We start from the raw sequence: 19,303 nt of genomic DNA, 5'->3' as shown, positions 1-19,303 counted from the left end.
TATGCTCTCAGCCCTTTTTCATCGATCCGCAGCTTCGGCTGCGGATTTTACCCATTTGCGTCAGGCGAGCGTCGAACTACGCAATGTGGTTAAAGAGTATGGCGCTCAAACTGTACTTAACGGCGTCAACCTGACAGTTGAGCCCGGTGAAGTGGTGACCATTCTGGGACCTTCCGGTTCTGGAAAGTCCACTCTTATACGTCTTATCAACCAGTTGGAGTCGCTCAGCGATGGCGAAATCTTCATTGATGGTAAACCAATTAGCCAGTTGCGCGGGGCGGCATTACGCCAGCTACGCAGCCGTATCGGTTTCGTATTTCAGCAATTCAATCTCTATTCGCATCTGACTGCACTGCAAAACATCGCGCTGGCGCTGGAATATGTTCACGGCTGGAATAAGACGGAAGCAGATCGTCGGGCACTTGAGTTGCTGGAAAAGGTGGGACTGGCGGAAAAAGCTAATGCCTATGCCGCACAGTTGTCCGGTGGACAGCAGCAGCGCGTGGCCATCGCCCGCGCGCTGGCTTCATCACCGCAAATTATTCTGTTTGATGAGCCCACCTCCGCGCTGGATCCTGAAATGATCGGCGAGGTATTGCAGGTGATGAAAAATCTCGCCCACAGCGGTATCACCATGATCGTCGTGACCCACGAAATGCATTTCGCCCGCGAGATTGCCGATCGTGTGGTTTTCATCGATGGTGGCGATATTCTTGAAGTGGCCCCGCCGGAGGATTTTTTCGTCCAACCACAGCACCCGAGAACCCAGCGTTTCCTGAAAAAAGTGCTCGACCCGTTACACCAGGAGTCATCATCATAATGCATGCAATGGACTGGCAGGGAGTGCTGAGCGGGCAACCCCTGCAATGGATAATTTCTGGTTTTCTTACCACGCTTTGGGTGACGCTGGCAGGTATCGTGCTCGCCACGCTCATTGCCATCTCACTGCTCAGCCTGCGACTGACGGGCAATCGTCTCGCTAAAACGATGGTCGGGGTGTGGGTCTCGGTGTTTCGCAATACACCTTTACTGGTGCAACTGATGTTCTGGTATTTTGCCGCATGGAACTGGCTTCCCCGTGACGTCATTAGCTTCATCAATGCTGATCATCCATGGTCAATTCTGCCGGGTGATGTCTGGTGGTTAACGCCGGAGTTTATCTGTTCAGCATGGGGACTGAGCGTATTTACCTCAGCATTTTTGGTCGAAGAGATCGCCTCAGGTTTACAGGCAGTTTCTGCCGGACAACGCGAGGCTGCCGTGGCGCAGGGGTTTTCATCCTGGGCGATATTTCGTCACATTCTGCTGCCTCAGGGACTGGCAAACGCCTGGCAACCCATTGTTGGGCAATATCTCAACCTGATGAAGCTTTCCTCGCTTGCCAGCGGTATTGGATTTGCTGAGCTCACCTACCAGGTACGGCAAATTGAGAGCTACAACGCGCACGCGCTGGAAGCCTTTGCCGTTGGCACCGCACTCTATCTGTTTACCGGCATCGTGCTGGGTATGTTGCTTACGCGTCTTGGCCCGCGGCCGGCGGCGGGTAAATCGTCAAAGGTAAGAATGCGCATCTTCAGCGTCAGGAGCATACTGCATGATCGCTAATATTTCGGTCATTACCGACAATCTTGACTATCTCCTGTGGGGACGTGTGGCTGAGGGGCAACCCGGCGGTGTACTGCTCACTTTGCTGATGGCTATCGGTGCGGCTTTGCTGGCGCTGCCTGGCGGGATCGTTCTTGCCTGCTGCGCCTGGCGATTTCCAGGCGCGGTTCGCAACGGGTTGTTTATCTGGGCGGAATTTATTCGCGGCATTCCGCTCATCTTTGTGATTTTCTGGATGTGGTATTTGCTACCCATGCTGACCGGAAGCGATCTGCTCGGTGCCGTTACCGTGACGCTGGCGCTGGCATGGTTCACCGCCGCTTCGGTGATGCACTCGGTGTATGCTGGAATTAGCGCACTGCCTGGTGGGCAATATGAAGCGGCAGTCGTTCAGGGGTTTCGCCCGGATCAGGCCCTGTGGCTTATCTTGCTGCCGCAGGTGCTGCGTAACGTACTGCCGTCGTTGACGGGGATTTTCATTGGGCTACTGAAGGACACGTCACTGGCATTTATCGTTAACGTACCGGAACTCACGACGGTTGCCGGTCAGGTTAACAGCCGGGTGCAAATCTACCCGGCAGCCATTTTTATCTTTACCGGACTGGTCTATTACCTGCTGTGCTTTAGCCTGGAGAAAATCACCCAGCGCCGCTTCGCACTAAAATGACCTCTCGGCTCAACATTCCACAAACTGATGGTCTTCGTTGAGCCGATATTTCACGCCCGCCCGAATGTTTTTTTCCCCTTCAACGGCAAGCGCAAAGCGCATTCTCTCGCCATCGTGATAAGCCAGCGCCGCACATCCGCCGGGACCGAGCGTTATCGAATCTACAGTACCGGTACTGGCAACAACGGCGTTCTCTCCGCTGGCAATAATGTGGATATTGTCCGCGCAGTTAGCGATTTTTGCCTCTGCGCCAAAACAGGCTACCTGGGTTAAATCACCGCTACTGGCAACCCGGTTTCGGTCGCCAAGCGAACTGATGCGTACGCGCATGCCGGTACTGGCGATACGCGTTCCGTCGCCCACACTGCTGATACGCGCCGAATTTCCCGCAATCGCTATTCGCCCACGATCGCCTGAACTGCCGATATGCGTGTTATAGCCTACACTGCCAATCCGTGCGCTGTAACCGGCACTGGCGATCTGTGCGGCATACCCGGCGCTGGCAATTTTAACGTTGTCACCCGCACTGCTAAATCGGGCATAATCTTCCACACTCGCCAACGGACGACTGGTTTCCTCCGCTGCTTGCTCACAGGAAATATTCCCCATTGCGTCAATATCCTGCTGAGCAAAACTCGCCTCTTCCCGCCATTTCGACCAGCCGTATTCCACCAGGCTATTTGCCCAATCGGTATACCCTTCCCGCTGGAGCGCGCGATGAACATCGGCATAGCTTCCTCCTGCGGGAAACGCGCGTAGAAACCAGCGATACATGACGGGCCCAACACGCCAGGCCCGTAAGTCACTTCGTGTAATCATCATCGCTTAATGCCGGTGGTAGCCATCCACCATACACTTGAAGGTTTCGCCCGGCGTGCGGCCCGTAGTGCAAAGATAAAGATGCCCAAAAATGAAAAACAGACTGACAATTGCCAGCGCAAAGTGCGCCTGAAGCAGCCAGTAACGCACACCAGGAAACAGATCTCCGACGACCGTCGGGTAAAGCGATAACAACCCAGAAATCAGCAGTAGTGGCAGCAACCCATACATCACGCCAACGTAGGCCGCTTGCTGTAGCGGATTGAATTTAGAACGCGGCGATGCCGGGAATGGGTGTGACTCGCCCTGCATAATGCCAAACAGGTAAAAACGTGTTTGTCTTTGCGCGCGAGCGATCCAGCCCTGACGTTGAATAATATAGTGATGTCCGTTGCCGCCAATCAGGTTGATCAGCACAAAACCAACCCAGCAGGCGAGTAGCAAAAAGCCGCAAACCTCATGAACGGTAAGCAGGCTTTTCATTACCGGTGCGCTGACGGCAGAGAAGTGATTGACCAGGCCACTGACCAGAAGTAGCAAAAACAGCAGCGCATTCGACCAGTGCCACAAACGAACAGCCTTCGAATATAAATAGACCTTCTCACCGTGCCCTGCCGACGTTTTATGTGCCGCCCGAAAGCGCAGCATGGCGTGAAGCGCCAGCACCAGCCACATTCCCACCAGCATTAACCCGGCAACGACTAACCACACGGGCCAGTAGTCCGGTGAAAACAGGGGAACATACTGCGCAAGCTGGGCGTGAAACTGTTCGGCATTTTGCGACGCGTTCATACATTTTCCTTTTTAATCAAATGTTGACCGAACCGACGATACAGATGGGGTTTCCCGGCGCCTGCAAGTTGATATTCGTAATACTTGTTTTCTCGCAACCAGGTCTGAATTTCCTGGCTATCTTCACGGCCAAAAATCAGCGCATGTTCCGGGCAAGCGTTAACACAGATCGGTGGAAAACCTTTCGCCAGGCGTGATTCAGCGCAAAAGTCGCATTTATCCGCCACTTTGGTATGCGGGTTGAGATAACGAACCTGATAAGGACACGCACCAATACAGTAACTGCAGCCGATACAGGAAGACGTATCTACTCGCACAATACCGTTCTCATCCCGCCAGGAGGCACCGGTCGGACACACCTCAATACAAGGCGCATCATCACAATGCTGGCAGGATTGACGGAAGTAGTGATACAGCGTTTCGTTGTCGTTGTCCGAGACTGGAATATGCGCTATCGACAAACGGCTGCCCTGGGCAGGAACATGGTTGGTTTTCCTGCAGGCCCGCGCGCAGATATTACATCCGTTACACAGTGATTCGTCGTGAATCATGACGTAACGAACGGCTTTAGGGCTCCTGGTACTCGCTAACAGATTTTGACCTGGGCCGGTGAAAAAAATCACCGTCCCCATGCCAATGACAAATTTTCGTCGGGTGAAGGACATCGGGTTATCCTCTAAACTGTGACAGTGGTCGTCCACACGTTCCATGACATCAACCTGAATAATTCAGGGGTTCTGATACTGCTCAACCTCAAGCCATTCACACAGGCCGTACGCTTTTCCATAACTCATAAAACGTTCGCTAAACAGATAAGGTTCCGCATTTGACGATTCCACAGTACGTATATCTGCGTAATCGGGATGCGTTTCCATAGCCGTTAGCGCCGCTGTAATCTGCTGAGATTCAAAGCTATACGGCGGTTGCGTCAACATGGCGACCTTATAGGGGCGAGGATACGTGCGGCCGTCGAAGCGTACCGCCTCGGCAATCGCACGGCAGATGTCGTTTTCCACCACCTGCACGCACATGTCGGCGTAGTTTGCCGTCATGGTTTGCGTTGAGTAGAAATAGACATCTTCCGCGCCCTGCACACGGGTGATATCCGCGTTAATTGCGTCCTGACACAGCACATCCAGCAGCACGGATAGATCGGTTTCAGGGACCGAATAAGGTGGCTGCAGAAACACGCTGCGCCCCACCAATTGCCCCGATGCCGAATGCTGGCGGATAAAATCTGCCACAATCGACTCCGGGCTGGCAGGATCCTGAACCTGCGGCGCAGTCACCTGCTCTACCGACGGGTGAAACGCCTGCAGCCAGTGTCTCTTTTGACTATCAACCTCGTCAGGAAGCGCCTCTACGGGTGCCAGAACGTTGCTCACGTTAGTCATCTCACGTTCCTTACGCTGGCAACAGATCTTGCGCCGCCAAATCAGCTGCCACGTCTTCAAGTCCGAGTCGGTTCAGGGTTTCACGCGTTGGGCAACCCAGCTCTGGATCCCAGCCCATTTCCTGATAGAACATCGTCAATGACTGACGCATATCCTCCCTGTCCATCTTGTCGGTTCCTTCAGTGAAGACCGGGATCTTCGGATCTTTATCGAATACCCAGGAGCAGATGAGATCGTGCTCATTGCGCATATCCTTGGTTTGCATCAGTTTGACCGTATAAGCGCGATGCAGTGTAAAGATGCGTTCAGCGGCAAGGTCCAGACTCGCCTGCGTGGTTTCATCACCGGTGACTGCCTGGAAGAACTTCGCCTCCAGATCCAAGTCTCCGCGATAGTTACGGCTCTTGAGTGGTGAAACCGTCATCGGCCAAACCCAGTTACACAACGTAACCGCGTTATGCAGACAGACTTTCAGCAGCGTCCATTTGGCATATTTGATCTTGGCAGCATTGATCGGGGTGTAGTTTTTGGTTTCATCGTAGGCATCCTGTGAACCAAACAGCTCGCCCGCCACTTCGCGCTGCAATTTCAACGGCAAACCGGAGCCGATGAAGTTGATATGGGTGTGCGCCATGCAGTCACGGTTAAACATACAGTTGGTGATCGCCCCCACCTGCGCTGAAGCCTCGTTCGCATGGTGAACAGGAAAACCGAACGGCGACCACAGTTTATTTTTGGCATAACCCCAGTACTCTTCGCCCAAATCCCAGCGTTCAGCAATGGCATACGAGCCGTCCGCAAGGTGACTGAGTTCCCCCACGCGATGCGCCAACCGATAGTAGAAGTCTTTAATAAAATTAGGATCACCCGCTTCCAACTGATCCCAGCGGATTTCCGCATACTCTTCAGCCGGCAGTACGCGCTTAAAGACGCCTTTCGAATAGCAATAAGTAAAATCACGGTGCAACTGGCCGTAGTTACACCAGATACCGTAATCGTCAAACAGGTTCAGACCAATCAGGTTTCCCACCACGCGCCCATCGTCTTTATCGTCAAAATCTTTCGGGCCATGGGGGAAAATGGTGGTGTGTACAAAGTTCGCCACACAAGTGTTGCCGCCGGTACTCGGCACGCCAAAATCTTTCACCCGCGGAACATTGAGCTGCGACATACAACGAATAGGGCATGAATGACAGCCGCTCATTTTGACCGTGTATTTTTCTGCGGCTGGCCCCAGATCGAACACCGATTTATAGGTACGGAAACCTACCGTATTTTGATTGCCCGGCGGGATTTCCCCGGTTTCGATTGGTCCGCCTTCTGCTGCGCCCCAGAACAGCCCTTTACGCGCCGTCCAGCGCGAGTTTGGCGAAGAGTATTCTGCCCAGGCCTGCGGGGTGCTTGGCACAACGTGGTTGTTGTTAGCGCCGATGAGCTCGGTCATCATGTAGTCATTGAGCCGCTTCATCTCTTTGCGATCGGCAATATTGACGCCTTTGGTCCCTTCTACCGCAATAGCCTTCAGGTTTTTCGAGCCCATTACTGCGCCAGTACCAGCTCCGCCGCTGTGGTTGCGACTGTTGATCATGCAGGAGAGCGGCACCAGATTTTCCCCCGCCTGGCCAATCGCGGCGACGCAGGTTTCCGGGCTGGTGATGCGACAAATTTCTTCAGTTGTGGCTCGCGTCCCCTTACCCCACAGGAAATCGGCTTTTTCGATGCTAACCTTATCGTCTTTAATGTTGATCCAGACCGGCGATGCGGACTTGCCTTCAATAATAATGGCGTCGTAACCGGCGAATTTCATTTGTGCAGCAAAGAAACCGCCCATATGAGCATCCACGACTAAATTGCCTTTGGTAAAAGTCGATAAGGAGGTGATATTGACGCGGGAGCTACAGGGAGCGCCAGAACCCGTTAATGGTCCGGTGGCAAAAACCAACTTATTCCCTTCATCAAAAGGCATGGTGCCTGGCGGGACTTCGTCGTACATAATTTTATAACCAAAGCCCATCCCACCGACAAATTTTTTAAATTTACTGGAATCTTCAAGGGTGATATTACCCGTGGTGAGATTGACCCGTAAAATAGTACCTGTCCAACCATTAGCCATCATGTTTTCCTTTGCAAGAAGGTTTAATAGATATACCCGCCATTCTTCAGGCAGCTTTTTTATCCAAAACTGCGGTATTTTTGGCAATTAATGGCGCGAATCAGGTATGCCTGCTATCTATCAAACAGTAATATCTTTCCACTCGATAATTTTTAATGCCCCAGTCGGACAAGCATTGGCGCATTCCCCGCATAACACACATTTTGAGGACTTTTTCGTTTCGGTATTTACGGTCGCCATCATCCACGGGCAGGCTGTGGTACACGCGCTACAGCCAATACAGCGTTTGTGGTCCACCGCAATACAACCGTCTTCCTGCTTCCAGGTAATTGCACCTATCGGGCAGACCTTCATACACTGCGGATCTTTGCATTGCCGGCAGGTATCAGCGGTATAGTTTAAATCGCCATACAGCCCACCACCGGACCCGACACCATCATCGCCAAAGAAGAAATTGCGATGGATTTTTATCCGGGAAAAGAAGGTACCCACCGCACCATCGTTATAATTGGTACAGGAAATTTCGCAGCGGTGACAGCCCGTACAGCGAGCTCGCTGGGTCACCAAAACCCCTTTAGGCGTATTGATAAGCCCAACAGTCCCACTATCGACATCTTCCTGCTTACAACCAAAAAGGGATAACAGCGCGGGAGCAATCGTTAATCCCGCCAGTCCTTTTCCTGATATCCGCAGAAATTCTAGTCGCGTTAAACCACAATCTAAAAATGGACGATCAACCTGGTTCATTTATTTCGCATCCTCTTCGCAAATGCTGTGGTAGCAACACCTTCAGGCTAATTTAAACCAGCGCAGGTCAAGCCATATCGGGCGGTTAATGTTGCCAACAACACGTAAATTTTTGCCCTAACCTGATCGCATAAATGACGGTGGTTAAACTGAATGAATCTAATCCTTTAGGGTTAGGCACAGAAATAATGTGGTTATTCAGCATGCATAGTCTTGATCGTCATCAATTAAAAAACGGAAGGGATATAATTAATGCGGAGTGAGATTTATTATCATTAAGATAAATTGAAATAGCACTTCATATGTATTGCAAATATTTGTGACTCCACTCTCATATATATTTTTATATATCATCCGATATACAATTAAATATATAGCGAGTTTGATAGCATTAATTGCAACGCTAAATTATAATTATTGATAGATTAACGTAATGAGAATAAGAGGACGGCGAGAGAAACTACCGCCCTCTTTTTGCGGATTATCCGGCCAATGCTTTAATTACGGTCTCAATAGCCTGTTTTTCTAACTCACTGCGCTTCACACGCTGGTTCGCAAGGGTGGTTCTCAGTACTCCCGCAATGACGATATGCTTAGGCTCTTGTCCCAGATCGCGCATTTCCAGCACTACTTTACCGACTACTCTGCACATTTCACGGTACAACTCGTCGTCTTTCGTCTGATTTCCCATTTTTGCCCGCTCGTCATTAACTCAAACCAACAGCATATATCACTCTGAGTATTTAGACAAAATTCAATGAAAATCAAAGAAATGTCATCATTCTACTGAACTCTCTGAAGTCGATTTACAAGCTCAGCAAGACTTCCCGCCTGCATTTTTTCCATCACCCGCGCCCGGTGCACTTCAACCGTACGCACGGCAATATTCATGGCATCAGCAATTTCCCGATTCATTAATCCTTTTGCTACCAGATGCGCCAGTTCCCGTTCTTTTGGCGTAAGCTGTTGATAGCAGCAGATGATCTCTTGTCGCGAGAACGCCGCTGCCGAGACCTGCAAGGCATGTTCTAATGCTGCCTGAAGCGGCACGGCTGACACCGGTTTTTGCAAAAAATCGACCGCGCCACGTTTCATTTGCTCAACCGCCATCGGCACATCGCCATGCCCGGTGAGAAAGACCACCGCCAGCGTGCTTGCTTTCTGACGCATGATTTCATGCACAGCGTGCCCATCCAGTACCGGCATACGCATATCCAGCAGCAGTACACCCACCTGGTGCAGATTTGCCTCAGCGAGGAATTTCTCACCTTGCTCCCAGCAAGACACGTCATATCCCAGACTTTCCAATAAAAACGCACAGGCCTGGGTGACGGCAATGTCGTCATCCAGCAGATGAATTATCGCCACTACGGCCTCCTTCCCGATTTGGTTTAAAATATAATGTCACTCTCGCCCCCGCTTTTCCGTCCGGGGCCTGCTGATTGTTGATCTCAATATCTCCGTTTGCGTAGCGCACCAGTCGCTGACAAATGACCAGTCCTAGTCCCATGCCTTCTTTACGCGTGGTCATAAACGGCTGAAAAGCTTGGTACAACTGCGTCTCGTCAATGCCTCCGGCATTATCCTGCACCTGAATACTCACACCGCCATCCTGACGCAAGGCGCTAAACCATACTGTCGTAGCTCCTGCCTGGGCGGCATTGAGTACCAGATTGGCCAGCACCTGCTCAAGAAGAACGCTTGGCAGCGTCAATGTTAACGCCTTGCTGACCTGTGTGTGCAGCGTTACCGCCGGGAATTGCTGGGGCATGCGCAGTAATTGCCAGACGTGATGGATAGCATCGTGAACGTTGATGGCTTGCCAGTCATCGGGAAGTACCGGATTGCCCTGTGCCTGGCTGACCCACTGCCGGAGATTGCGCAGCGTATCGGCCCCCCTTTGTGCCTGGGTGTCGATGTGCTCAAGCACGGGCAGCAACGGATGCTGCTCATCCTGACCGCGCAGGCGAATCAGACAGCCTTGGGCATAATGGCGGATAGCCGACAACGGCTGATTGAGCTCATGGGCAAAACCGGAGGTCATCTCCCCCAGCACGCTCATTTGTCGGGCAGTCTCCAGCGCCTGTTCCTGTTTGTGCAACAACACATTGTTCCGCTCTAGCTGCCTGCCGCGTCGGCGAACCAACAGCATTACCCAGATGTAATTGAGCGTCAGCAACAGCAACACGATGGCAACGCCCCCCATTGCCAGTCGGTGTTGAATAAACCAGCTTTTGACATCCAGCCACAGCTGACGCTGCTGCGGATGCTGGCGGACATCGCGCAACAACGCTTCCACCTCGCGGGTCGAGGCGGGCGCTCCCCAGCGAAATGTCGCGTTTTGCGGTGCATTGAACAGCACCCGCGTGACGCGATCGGCCAGCTCGTCACTCACTGCAGGTAGTGCGGCAAATGACCAGTCAGGATAGAGCGGTGTACTGGTCAGACAGGGAATTGAGGTCGGATGGTTCAACACGGTCATAAAATCGGTTTTACGAATGAGGCCTTCTTCATCCATTTTTTCCAGCAGGCACACCGGCACGATCACCGCCTGCACGGCTTTTTCACGTAATAAATAGAGTAAGGCATCGGCGGGAAATCCGGTAAACGTCAGACGTAAATCGCGTTCAGGGCGCAGACCGGCATCACTGAGCGCTTTATATCCCAGCAAATAGCCGCCAAAAGCCTGAGCATCAATGGCGCCAACCGTTTTGCCGATCAGATCGTGTGGGGAGGTTATCCCGCTGTCGCGTCTGACGAGGATCGCGCTGCCGATCACGTTACTGGTGGCTTTCCCACCACGGGTGGAGCGTAGCGAAGCCAGCCAGCGCAGCGCAGAACGGCTGTTTAGCTGAACAAACTGCGCCGGATTAGTAACAACAAACTGCACCGTTCCACGATTCACCGCCTCCTGCATCTGGTGCAGATCCAGCGGTTGAATATGAAACTGTTCGCCGGGGATTTGCTGATTCAACAATGTTTCCAGCGGCTGCCAGTGATTACGTGTAGAAACCTCCCCGCGCATCGCCAAAACGCCAATGTTCCATGTCTGCGCCCTGACCGCGCCGCTTAGCATCCACAGCGACGCCAGCACTGTCAGACATCTTACTACGTTGCGTCCCACTCAATTGTCCCTGTCAATTATGTTGTTTTAGATCAACAACAAGCCGGGTATGTGGTTAACCACAATAGAGTATACCCCGTCACGATTTTTACACTGTAAATCATTGAGATTCTTTATTCATCACACGCAAATCAACGGCGTGACCAATGTTTCGTTGTTGCATCGTGACGGGAGAAAATATGGACAGCAGTAAACGGCAGTTTCTCCAGCAACTTGGCGTCCTGACCGCTGGCGCATCACTGGTTCCGCTGGCTCAGGCGAAATTTCCCTTTTCGCCTGAACGCCATGAAGGCTCACAACAGCATCGCTACGCCATGCTGGTTGACCTGCGACGCTGTATTGGCTGCCAGGCCTGTACCGTCAGTTGCGCCATTGAAAATCAGACGCCACAGGGCGAATTTCGTACCCTCGTCAACCAGTATCAAGTACAGATTGAAGGTCAGCAAAGCGTCACCAACGTCCTGCTGCCGCGACTATGCAACCATTGTGATAATCCCCCTTGCGTGCCCGTTTGCCCGGTACAGGCCACTTTCCAACGCGAAGACGGCATCGTGGTGGTCGACAACACACGCTGCGTTGGCTGCGCCTATTGCGTGCAGGCCTGCCCTTATGATGCGCGATTCATCAACCATGAAACGCAAACCGCCGATAAATGTACCTTCTGCGTTCACCGCCTCGAAGCGGGGCTGCTTCCGGCCTGTGTAGAATCCTGCGTCGGCGGCGCGCGCATCATTGGTGATATTAAAGATCCACACAGCCGCATTTCACAAATGCTGCATGAACACCATGACACCATCAAAGTCCTGAAGCCGGAAAGCGGTACGTCTCCTCACGTGTTCTATCTGGGACTGGATGAGGCATTTGTCACCCCATTGATTGGACGTGCTCAACCCGCTCTCTGGCAGGAGGTTTAAATGAACCATTCACTAATTATCGACGAGGTTCTGGCCCATCCCCAGGACGTAAGCTGGTTACCCTGGGCCGTACAATATTTCTTTTTCATCGGCATTGCCGCCTGCGCCGCACTGTTTGCCTGCGTTCTCCACTGGCGCAAAAAAGAAACGGCAGATCTGGAGAATCTGACGCTGTTAATCGCCCTGACCTGCGCGATTACCGCACCGCTGGCGCTGACCGCTGATCTACACCAAACCGCCCGCGTCTGGCATTTCTATGCGTATCCGACGCCGTGGTCCTGGATGCCGTGGGGCGCACTGTTCTTACCGCTGTTTACCGGTTTTTTAGGTCTGTGGTTTCTGGCGCAGCACGTTAAACGGCTAACGCTAAAAAGTTACAACGTCACAAAATGGTTAGCACTTGGTAGCGCGCTGTCCGCCATCGGATTGCTGGTTTACACCGGCCGTGAAGTGTCGGTGGTGCAGGCGCGTCCCATCTGGTTCAGTTACGCCTTTCCGGTTGCGATGTTCCTCAGCGCGCTGCAAACGTTTCTTGCCCTGCTTATTGCCACGACAAATAGCAAGGACGTACTGCCGCGTAAGCTAGCGTGGGGGCAAATGGTCACGTTGATCGCACTGGCTATCGTGGTGTTGATCTGGGTGAGCGGTAATACGCTTTCCGGTTCGGCTATCCGCCAATGGCTGGATGTTGCTTCTTCAGCACAACACTACGCTCTCGGTTGGGTGGCGTTATGGCTTGTTTCACTTGTTCTTTGCGGGTTGGTTGTACGTTACCCCTTGTCGCTACCGCTGCGCATATTACTCGCTTTTAGCGCCATGGCGCTGTGCTGGCTAATGCGCTGGACGTTACTCATCCAGGTGCAGACCGTACCGAAATTTAACGCGCAGTTTAATCCCTACACCCTGCCCGGCGGCACCGATGGCTGGCTGGCCATTGTGGGTACTTTCGGCCTGTGGATAGCACTGATTATTATTGTTCGTGAAGCCCTGAACGCGATCGCAAGGAGAATGCAACATGGCTAATTTAACCCGTCGTCAGTGGCTTAAAGTGGGCCTTGCCGTAGGTGGCATGGTGACTTTTGGCCTGAGTTATCGGGATGTGGCAAAGCGCGCGATAGACGGTTTGCTGGACGGAACCTCGGGCAAAATTACCCGTGACCGCATCTTTGCAAACGCGCTCATCCCTGAAGCCAACGCCCGGCCGCACTGGCAGCAAAACCCGCAGCAGGTGATCTCAATGACACAGTGTTTTGGTTGCTGGACGCAGTGTGGCGTGCGGGTTCGCGTTGACACTGAGCAAGGCAAGGTGCTGCGCATTGCGGGCAACCCTTATCATCCGTTGTCGCACGAGCACCATATAGACGCCTCCGTCCCCTTTACCACGGCAATGGAACAGTTGGCCGGGGAGTCAGGTCTTGACGCACGTTCCACCGCCTGCGCCCGTGGTGCAACTTTACTCGAAGGTCTGTACAGCCCGTTACGTATTCTGGAGCCCTTGAAGCGAGTCGGTAAGCGCGGTGAGGGAAAATGGCAGCGCATCAGCTTCGAACAGCTGATCAAAGAGGTGGTGGAAGGCGGAGATCTGTTTGGTGAAGGCCACGTTGATGGTCTGAGAGCCATCCACGATCCCGCTACACCGCTTGATGTGAAACATCCCGGCTTTGGCCCAAAATCCAATCAACTGCTGGTCACTAATACCAGTGATGAAGGACGCGATACCTTTTTACGTCGCTTCGCACTGAACAGTTTCGGCAGTAAAAATTTCGGTGCTCATGGCGCTTACTGCGGTCTGGCCTATCGGGCCGGTTCCGGTGCGTTAATGGGCGATCTGGATAAAAATACCCACGTGAAACCAGACTGGGATAACGTCGAATTCGCGCTGTTTATGGGCACCTCTCCGGCGCAATCCGGCAACCCGTTTAAGCGCCAGGCCCGCCAGTTGGCCAGCGCCCGTTTACGTGACGACTTCCGCTATGTTGTGGTAGCGCCCGCCCTGCCATTAACCACGGTGCTGGCTGACGATCGCGGCCACTGGCAGCCCGTACGACCGGGAAGCGACTCCGCGCTGGCGATGGGGATGATAAGCTGGATTATCGATAAACAACGCTATAACGCTGATTATCTCGCCATTCCCGGCGTGCAGGCCATGCAGCAGGCAGGAGAAAAAAGCTGGACTAACGCCACTCATCTTGTGATTACCGATGAAATTCCAACGCTTGCCGGACAACACCTGACCCTCGCCCATCTGAGCACAAACGCCGTCCAGGAGCCGGTGGTCGTCAACGAGGCCGGTGAGATTGTCGCCGCCAACAGTTGCCCGCGTGCGCAACTGTTTGTTACCCGCGAGGTGACGCTGGCTGACGGGCAGACGGTAACGGTAAAAAGCAGCTTCCAGTGTCTGCGAGAGTCCGCAGAGAAACTGTCGCTAACGCAGTACAGCCAGCAGTGTGGGGTGTCAGAAGCAGACATTGGCGCTCTGGCCGACGCATTCACCCGCCACGGACGTAAAGCGGCAGTAATTACGCACGGCGGAATGATGGCAGGCAATGGATTTTATAACGCCTGGTCGGTAATGATGCTCAATGCGCTGATTGGCAACCTCAGTCTTGAAGGCGGTGTGTTTGTTGGTGGCGGCAAATTCAATGGTGCCACCGACGGTCCGCGCTACAACATGGACAGCTTCGCCGGGAAGGTAAAGCCGAAAGGGTTAAGCATCGCGCGCAGTAAAACCGCTTATGAGTCTTCCGAAGAGTACCGCAATAAGGTAGCTGCCGGACAATCCCCCTTCCCGGCTAAGGCCCCGTGGTATCCGTTTGTCGCAGGTCAGCTTACCGAACTCCTCGTCTCAGCGCTTGAAGGTTACCCTTATCCGCTGAAAGCATGGATCTCAAACATGACCAACCCGTTTTACGGCATTGCGGGATTACGTGGCGTGGCGGAAGAAAAGCTCAAGGATCCTGCTCGCTTGCCGCTGTTTATCGCGATTGACGCCTTTATGAACGAAACCACGGCGCTGGCAGATTACATCGTGCCGGATACCCACAACTTCGAAAGCTGGGGATTTAGCGCTCCGTGGGCAGGCGTGGCCAGCAAAGCCACCACCGCGCGTTGGCCTGTCGTCAGACCTGCGACCAGCCTCACGGCTGACGGTCAACCGGCCTCGATGGAATCTTTCTGTATCGCAGTGGCAAAGCGCATTGGGCTACCCGGATTCGGCGACAATGCGATTACCGATCTGCAAGGTAATCACTATCCGTTGAATCGTGCGGAAGATTACTACCTGCGCCTCGCCGCCAATATTGCGTTTATGGGCAAAGCCCCGGTTGCAGAGGCACAGCCGGAAGACATAGCGCTGACCGGAGTACAGCGGATCATGCCTGTGATGACCCAAACGCTGAAACCCGATGAAATCAGCCGAGTTGCGTTTATCTACTCCCGCGGCGGGCGCTTTGCGCCGGACATCAGCGGGCGAGTTGATAACCGCGTCGGCAATGCCTGGGAAAAACCGCTCCAAATCTGGAATGCGAACGTCGCCGCGCACCGTCATGCAATTACCGGCGAGCGCTACAGCGGCTGCCCGGCCTGGTATCCTTCACGTCTGTCTGATGGACGTGCGGTCGAGGAGTTGTTCCCGGAACAAGAGTGGCCGTTGAAACTAATTTCCTTTAAATCCAATACTATGTCCAGCGCCACGGCGGTTATCCCACGCCTTCATCATCTGAAACCGGTTAATCTGGTGGCGCTCAATCCGCAGGATGGTCAGCGGTATGGTTTAGCACACGGCGATATCGTGCGTATCACCACCCCTGGCGGTCAGGCGCAAGCGCAGATAAGTCTGCTGCATGGCGTCATGCCGGGCGTGATCGCCATTGAACACGGTTACGGGCATAAAGAGATGGGCGCAGCTCAGCATACGCTCGACGGCAAGCCAATGGCATTTGATGCACAGATAAAGTCAGGGATTAATCTCAATGATTTGGGCTTTGCGGATCCTACCCGGCAGGTTGCCAATACCTGGCTTGACTGGGTGTCGGGTGCGTCGGTGCGTCAGGGGTTGCCAGCGAGAATTGAGCGAGTGTAGTTCTGCGTGAACGCGTTTTACCCGGCCTACAAGACGTCGTAGGCCGGATAAGGCACTGCCGCCACTCAGCAAAAAGCGGATCAGTTATTAACCGGGATCACCGCGCCTTTATATTTAGTACGGATCCAGTCCTGGATTTCTTTGGAGTGCAGGACATCGACCAATGCGACGATATCCTTCTTCTTCTCGTCGCCACGATGCACGGTAATGATGTTGGCGTACGGGTTGTTTTCACCGCTTTCAACGGCAATCGGATCTTTCACCGGATCCAGCCCGGCATCGATGGCGTAGTTGGCGTTAATCACCACCGCATCGCCTTCGTCGTTGTTATACATCTGCGGTAACAGCGCGGCTTCCACGTTTGGCAGGAACTTCAGCTTTTTCGGGTTTTCGACGATATCGCTAATGCGCGCGGTTACTTTATCCACGCCCGGCTTCAGCTTAATAACACCCTCTTTTTCGAAAATCGACAGAATACGGCCTTCCTCAGATACCGCATCGCGCATGATGACTTTGCCGCCTTCCGGTAGTTCTTTAAGCGATTTCACTTTTTTCGAATAGATACCAATTGGCTCAATGTGAATTGCTCCGGCGCTGACGAAGTCATACGTTTTATCGCCCGCATGATCTTTAATCACACTGTTCAGGTACGGAATATGCTGGAAGTAGTTAGCGTCAATCTCACGACCAGCCAGCGCGGTGTTCGGCAGAATGTAATCCTGGAACGGTTTAATCTCCAGATCGATCCCCTGTTTCGCCAGAATCGGTTTGGCCTGTTCAAGGATCTCCGCGTGCGGCACGTTAGATGCACCAACGGTCAGAGTGTCTGCCCAGGAGGCAAAGCTCAGAGCGCTTAAGGTTGCTGCGGCGAGTAACGTCAGTGATTTTTTCATGATAATGGTTTCCGTATTTTATTAGCGTTTATCTAACAGAGAGGTGATCACATCGCCGCAAAGCTGGATGATGAAGACAATGAGCAAAATCGTCACCGTCGCCACCAGCGTGACGTCGCTGTGGTTGCGCTGGAATCCTTCCAGATAGGCCAAATTCCCTAAACCACCGGCACCAATTACCCCTGCCATCGCGCTGTAGCTAACCAGCGCAATTAGCGTCACGGTGATCCCGGACACCAGAGCAGGAGAGGATTCCGGCAGTAAAACCCGAAAAATAAGCGTGCTCAGCCGTGCGCCCATCGAACGTGTCGCTTCAATAACGCCTTTATCCACTTCACGCAGAGCGATTTCGACCAGACGTGCATAAAACGGCGCTGCACCGACGATCAGCGCAGGCAACGCGGCATTGGCGCCGAGAATGGTGCCTACCATCGCTTTGGTAAACGGGATCAGCAGCACGATCAAAATGATGAATGGGATTGAACGAAAGATATTCACCACCAGCGAAATAGCGCTATATACCGCTCGGTTGGGGAACAATCCGCCGCGCGCGGTCAGGAACAATGCCAGACCAAGCGCGATGCCCAGAATAAAGGTCGCAGCACCCGAAAGAGCTGTCATATACAGCGTTTCCTGGGTTGCCGCTAACAGTTGCTCCCACTTCAGATGGGGAAACAGTTCTTCAGCCATGTTGAATCACCTCGCCTTCAATGTCGCTCTGGCGCAGGTCGGCCAAAATATTGTTCAATTGTTCCTCAGAGGCCACCACGTGCACCCAAAGTTGACCAAACACACCGTGTGCGGTTTGCGCCATTTTGCCGTGCAAGATGTTGAATGGCAGGCCATAGCGCAGGGTCAACTCGCCAACCACAGGCCGGTGCGTGCGTTGCCCGGTAAACGTAAGCTTGATAACTACGCCGCCAAGCTCACTTGCCAACTGCGGATTAAACTCGTCTTCCTCGGTGTACTGGCTCACCTGACGAACGAACTGTCGGGTGATCGGCTGCTGTGGATGGGTAAAGACGCTGAGTACGTCGCCTTCCTCAACAACTTTGCCATTTTCCATTACCGCCACGCGATCGCAGATTTTGCGTACCACGTGCATTTCATGAGTGATCAGCACAATGGTCAATTTGAAGCGACGATTAATATCGAGGAGTAAATCGAGGATCTGATCGGTAGTTTGCGGATCCAGCGCCGAGGTGGCTTCGTCACACAGCAGGACATCCGGATTGTTCGCCAGCGCGCGGGCAATTCCTACACGCTGTTTTTGCCCGCCGCTGAGCTGTGACGGATACGCATTTTCACGACCGCTCAGCCCAACCAGCGTAATCAGTTCAGCAACCCGCTGTTTGATTGACGCTTTGGACGCTCCAGCGATTTGCATAGAGAAAGCAATATTTTCGCTAACGGTCCGTGACCACAGCAAATTGAAGTGTTGAAACACCATGCTGATTTTCAGTCGTGCCTGGCGTAACGATTCCCCACGGGCGGCAGAGATATCGTGGCCGTTAATCATCACGCTGCCGGAGGTCGGTTTTTCCAGCCCATTGAGCAAACGAATTAAGGTGCTTTTACCTGCCCCGCTGTAACCAATAATGCCGTAAATCTGTCCCTGTTCAACCGTCAGGTTGACGTTATCGACAGCGGTGATGGCAAGCCTTCCTGGCGTAAACACTTTCGAAATATTTTTCAGGACAATCATGTCGTTTGGGTATCCGCTGCTGCTTATTGTTCTTCTGCTATCGCTTTTGGCTGTTTAGCAGTATGGATGTCCAAACGAGTGTAATCAGCGGAATTGTCTTTTAAAATGAATTAAAAAGTATTTGATATAACATTTAGATATATATGTCGCGAACACTGAACAGATATCCGTTCTATCCCAGCCACGATGATGGAAAAACTCCTGACATTTTTGTTCACTGTTTTTTTTATCTCAACCCATCTCAATTTATAACTGAATCGAGCAAGCCAGCATCTTTTAAATGAGACATAGGAAATTGCAAAACTAATACATGACTGTGCTCACAAGATATCTTGCGTTAATTGTAAACATATAAAAATAAAGAACGTGTAATCCACTTTTTATTATTCTCAATAATTTGGTTTTGCTTCCGGTTTACAGCATGATCTGTGATTCATTTCACCACATGG

Annotated in this window: 18 protein-coding genes; 6 read left to right on the top strand and 12 right to left on the bottom strand. The window is 52.7% G+C overall.

Going from position 1 to position 19,303, the window contains the following annotated elements; translation table 11 throughout:
- The first annotated feature begins 1 nt into the window (after position 1).
- The 3 genes from WC1_RS13665 to WC1_RS13675 are packed head-to-tail and all read left to right on the top strand — an operon-like array spanning position 2 to position 2,272.
- On the top strand, positions 2 to 820 hold the full coding sequence (locus tag WC1_RS13665) for an amino acid ABC transporter ATP-binding protein (RefSeq protein WP_016150159.1): 819 nt from the start codon (positions 2 to 4) through the stop codon (positions 818 to 820).
- Complete coding sequence (locus WC1_RS13670; RefSeq protein WP_016150158.1) at positions 820 to 1,605, top strand: amino acid ABC transporter permease; 786 nt, start codon at positions 820 to 822, stop codon at positions 1,603 to 1,605. Before WC1_RS13665 ends, WC1_RS13670 begins: the two co-directional genes overlap by 1 nt.
- Complete coding sequence (locus tag WC1_RS13675) at positions 1,595 to 2,272, top strand: amino acid ABC transporter permease (RefSeq protein WP_016150157.1); 678 nt, start codon at positions 1,595 to 1,597, stop codon at positions 2,270 to 2,272. Before WC1_RS13670 ends, WC1_RS13675 begins: the two co-directional genes overlap by 11 nt.
- A 9-nt stretch (positions 2,273 to 2,281) precedes the next feature.
- Here WC1_RS13675 and ydhT read toward each other — a convergent pair whose 3' ends face one another.
- From ydhT to ttrS, 9 genes are all read right to left on the bottom strand, one after another.
- The gene (gene ydhT, locus WC1_RS13680; RefSeq protein ID WP_016150156.1) at positions 2,282 to 3,046 is read right to left on the bottom strand and encodes a protein YdhT; all 765 of its coding nucleotides are present in this window, start codon (positions 3,044 to 3,046) and stop codon (positions 2,282 to 2,284) included.
- 51 nt (positions 3,047 to 3,097) lie between these two features.
- A complete protein-coding gene (phsC, locus tag WC1_RS13685) occupies positions 3,098 to 3,883 on the bottom strand; it encodes a thiosulfate reductase cytochrome B subunit (protein ID WP_003029330.1) in 786 nt (261 codons plus the stop codon).
- Positions 3,880 to 4,548, bottom strand: a complete 669-nt coding sequence (locus WC1_RS0122755; protein ID WP_046670786.1) for a 4Fe-4S dicluster domain-containing protein — start codon at positions 4,546 to 4,548, stop codon at positions 3,880 to 3,882. The genes phsC and WC1_RS0122755 overlap by 4 nt, the downstream gene beginning before the upstream one ends.
- Positions 4,549 to 4,611: 63 nt before the next feature.
- Positions 4,612 to 5,277, bottom strand: coding sequence for a YdhW family putative oxidoreductase system protein (locus WC1_RS13690; RefSeq protein WP_003836542.1), 666 nt, complete (start codon positions 5,275 to 5,277; stop codon positions 4,612 to 4,614).
- Positions 5,278 to 5,287: 10 nt separating this feature from the next.
- Positions 5,288 to 7,390 (bottom strand): aldehyde ferredoxin oxidoreductase, encoded by a 2,103-nt coding sequence (locus WC1_RS13695; RefSeq protein ID WP_016150154.1) that lies wholly within the window; start codon positions 7,388 to 7,390, stop codon positions 5,288 to 5,290.
- Between the two features lie 120 nt (positions 7,391 to 7,510).
- Positions 7,511 to 8,137, bottom strand: a complete 627-nt coding sequence (locus WC1_RS13700; RefSeq protein WP_003029338.1) for a ferredoxin-like protein — start codon at positions 8,135 to 8,137, stop codon at positions 7,511 to 7,513.
- A 481-nt stretch (positions 8,138 to 8,618) separates the two neighbouring features.
- On the bottom strand, positions 8,619 to 8,828 hold the full coding sequence (gene fumD, locus WC1_RS13705; protein ID WP_003029345.1) for a fumarate hydratase FumD: 210 nt from the start codon (positions 8,826 to 8,828) through the stop codon (positions 8,619 to 8,621).
- Between the two features lie 92 nt (positions 8,829 to 8,920).
- On the bottom strand, positions 8,921 to 9,505 hold the full coding sequence (gene ttrR / locus WC1_RS13710; RefSeq protein ID WP_016150153.1) for a tetrathionate respiration response regulator TtrR: 585 nt from the start codon (positions 9,503 to 9,505) through the stop codon (positions 8,921 to 8,923).
- A complete protein-coding gene (gene ttrS, locus WC1_RS13715; protein ID WP_087878857.1) occupies positions 9,480 to 11,213 on the bottom strand; it encodes a tetrathionate respiration histidine kinase TtrS in 1,734 nt (577 codons plus the stop codon). The genes ttrR and ttrS overlap by 26 nt, the downstream gene beginning before the upstream one ends.
- Positions 11,214 to 11,440: 227 nt before the next feature.
- Between ttrS and ttrB the strand changes: the two genes are divergently transcribed.
- Genes ttrB through ttrA form a run of 3 tightly spaced genes read left to right on the top strand, consistent with a single transcriptional unit; the run spans position 11,441 to position 16,256 of the window.
- Entirely contained in the window at positions 11,441 to 12,175 is a 735-nt protein-coding gene (gene ttrB / locus WC1_RS13720) for a tetrathionate reductase subunit TtrB (protein WP_016150151.1), read from the top strand.
- On the top strand, positions 12,176 to 13,198 hold the full coding sequence (gene ttrC, locus WC1_RS13725) for a tetrathionate reductase subunit TtrC (protein ID WP_016150150.1): 1,023 nt from the start codon (positions 12,176 to 12,178) through the stop codon (positions 13,196 to 13,198). It abuts the gene before it with no gap.
- Positions 13,191 to 16,256 carry a tetrathionate reductase subunit TtrA gene (gene ttrA, locus WC1_RS13730; protein WP_016150149.1) on the top strand — a complete coding sequence of 1,022 codons (3,066 nt, stop codon included), beginning with the start codon at positions 13,191 to 13,193 and terminating at the stop codon, positions 16,254 to 16,256. The genes ttrC and ttrA overlap by 8 nt, the downstream gene beginning before the upstream one ends.
- An 80-nt stretch (positions 16,257 to 16,336) precedes the next feature.
- On the opposite strand, the gene WC1_RS13735 is transcribed toward ttrA, so the two are convergent.
- From WC1_RS13735 to WC1_RS13745, 3 genes are read right to left on the bottom strand one after another with little or no spacing between them, the layout of a single operon-like run.
- Positions 16,337 to 17,149, bottom strand: coding sequence for a MetQ/NlpA family ABC transporter substrate-binding protein (locus WC1_RS13735; RefSeq protein WP_016150148.1), 813 nt, complete (start codon positions 17,147 to 17,149; stop codon positions 16,337 to 16,339).
- Positions 17,150 to 17,170: 21 nt separating this feature from the next.
- Positions 17,171 to 17,839: a methionine ABC transporter permease gene (locus WC1_RS13740; protein ID WP_003029361.1), complete on the bottom strand. Its 669-nt coding sequence runs from the start codon at positions 17,837 to 17,839 to the stop codon at positions 17,171 to 17,173.
- On the bottom strand, positions 17,832 to 18,854 hold the full coding sequence (locus WC1_RS13745) for a methionine ABC transporter ATP-binding protein (protein WP_016150147.1): 1,023 nt from the start codon (positions 18,852 to 18,854) through the stop codon (positions 17,832 to 17,834). The genes WC1_RS13740 and WC1_RS13745 overlap by 8 nt, the downstream gene beginning before the upstream one ends.
- Positions 18,855 to 19,303 lie beyond the last annotated feature (449 nt).

Origin of the sequence: Citrobacter sp. KTE30 (genome assembly GCF_000398825.1) — a bacterium.
In the GTDB taxonomy this organism is placed as follows: domain Bacteria; phylum Pseudomonadota; class Gammaproteobacteria; order Enterobacterales; family Enterobacteriaceae; genus Citrobacter; species Citrobacter freundii.
Note: the sequence above shows the minus strand (reverse complement) of the source record. Positions and strands in the feature narration are given on the sequence as shown.

Bases quoted from the DNA above. Each gene is read 5' to 3' on its own strand.
- WC1_RS13665 (WP_016150159.1), top strand. From the start codon at position 2: ATGCTCTCAGCCCTTTTTCATCGATCCGCAGCTTCGGCTGCGGATTTT.
- WC1_RS13670 (WP_016150158.1), top strand. From the start codon at position 820: ATGCATGCAATGGACTGGCAGGGAGTGCTGAGCGGGCAACCCCTGCAA.
- WC1_RS13675 (WP_016150157.1), top strand. From the start codon at position 1,595: ATGATCGCTAATATTTCGGTCATTACCGACAATCTTGACTATCTCCTG.
- ydhT (WP_016150156.1), bottom strand. From the start codon at position 3,046: ATGTATCGCTGGTTTCTACGCGCGTTTCCCGCAGGAGGAAGCTATGCC.
- phsC (WP_003029330.1), bottom strand. From the start codon at position 3,883: ATGAACGCGTCGCAAAATGCCGAACAGTTTCACGCCCAGCTTGCGCAG.
- WC1_RS0122755 (WP_046670786.1), bottom strand. From the start codon at position 4,548: ATGTCCTTCACCCGACGAAAATTTGTCATTGGCATGGGGACGGTGATT.
- WC1_RS13690 (WP_003836542.1), bottom strand. From the start codon at position 5,277: ATGACTAACGTGAGCAACGTTCTGGCACCCGTAGAGGCGCTTCCTGAC.
- WC1_RS13695 (WP_016150154.1), bottom strand. From the start codon at position 7,390: ATGGCTAATGGTTGGACAGGTACTATTTTACGGGTCAATCTCACCACG.
- WC1_RS13700 (WP_003029338.1), bottom strand. From the start codon at position 8,137: ATGAACCAGGTTGATCGTCCATTTTTAGATTGTGGTTTAACGCGACTA.
- fumD (WP_003029345.1), bottom strand. From the start codon at position 8,828: ATGGGAAATCAGACGAAAGACGACGAGTTGTACCGTGAAATGTGCAGA.
- ttrS (WP_087878857.1), bottom strand. From the start codon at position 11,213: ATGCTAAGCGGCGCGGTCAGGGCGCAGACATGGAACATTGGCGTTTTG.
- ttrB (WP_016150151.1), top strand. From the start codon at position 11,441: ATGGACAGCAGTAAACGGCAGTTTCTCCAGCAACTTGGCGTCCTGACC.
- ttrC (WP_016150150.1), top strand. From the start codon at position 12,176: ATGAACCATTCACTAATTATCGACGAGGTTCTGGCCCATCCCCAGGAC.
- ttrA (WP_016150149.1), top strand. From the start codon at position 13,191: ATGGCTAATTTAACCCGTCGTCAGTGGCTTAAAGTGGGCCTTGCCGTA.
- WC1_RS13735 (WP_016150148.1), bottom strand. From the start codon at position 17,149: ATGAAAAAATCACTGACGTTACTCGCCGCAGCAACCTTAAGCGCTCTG.
- WC1_RS13740 (WP_003029361.1), bottom strand. From the start codon at position 17,839: ATGGCTGAAGAACTGTTTCCCCATCTGAAGTGGGAGCAACTGTTAGCG.
- WC1_RS13745 (WP_016150147.1), bottom strand. From the start codon at position 18,854: ATGATTGTCCTGAAAAATATTTCGAAAGTGTTTACGCCAGGAAGGCTT.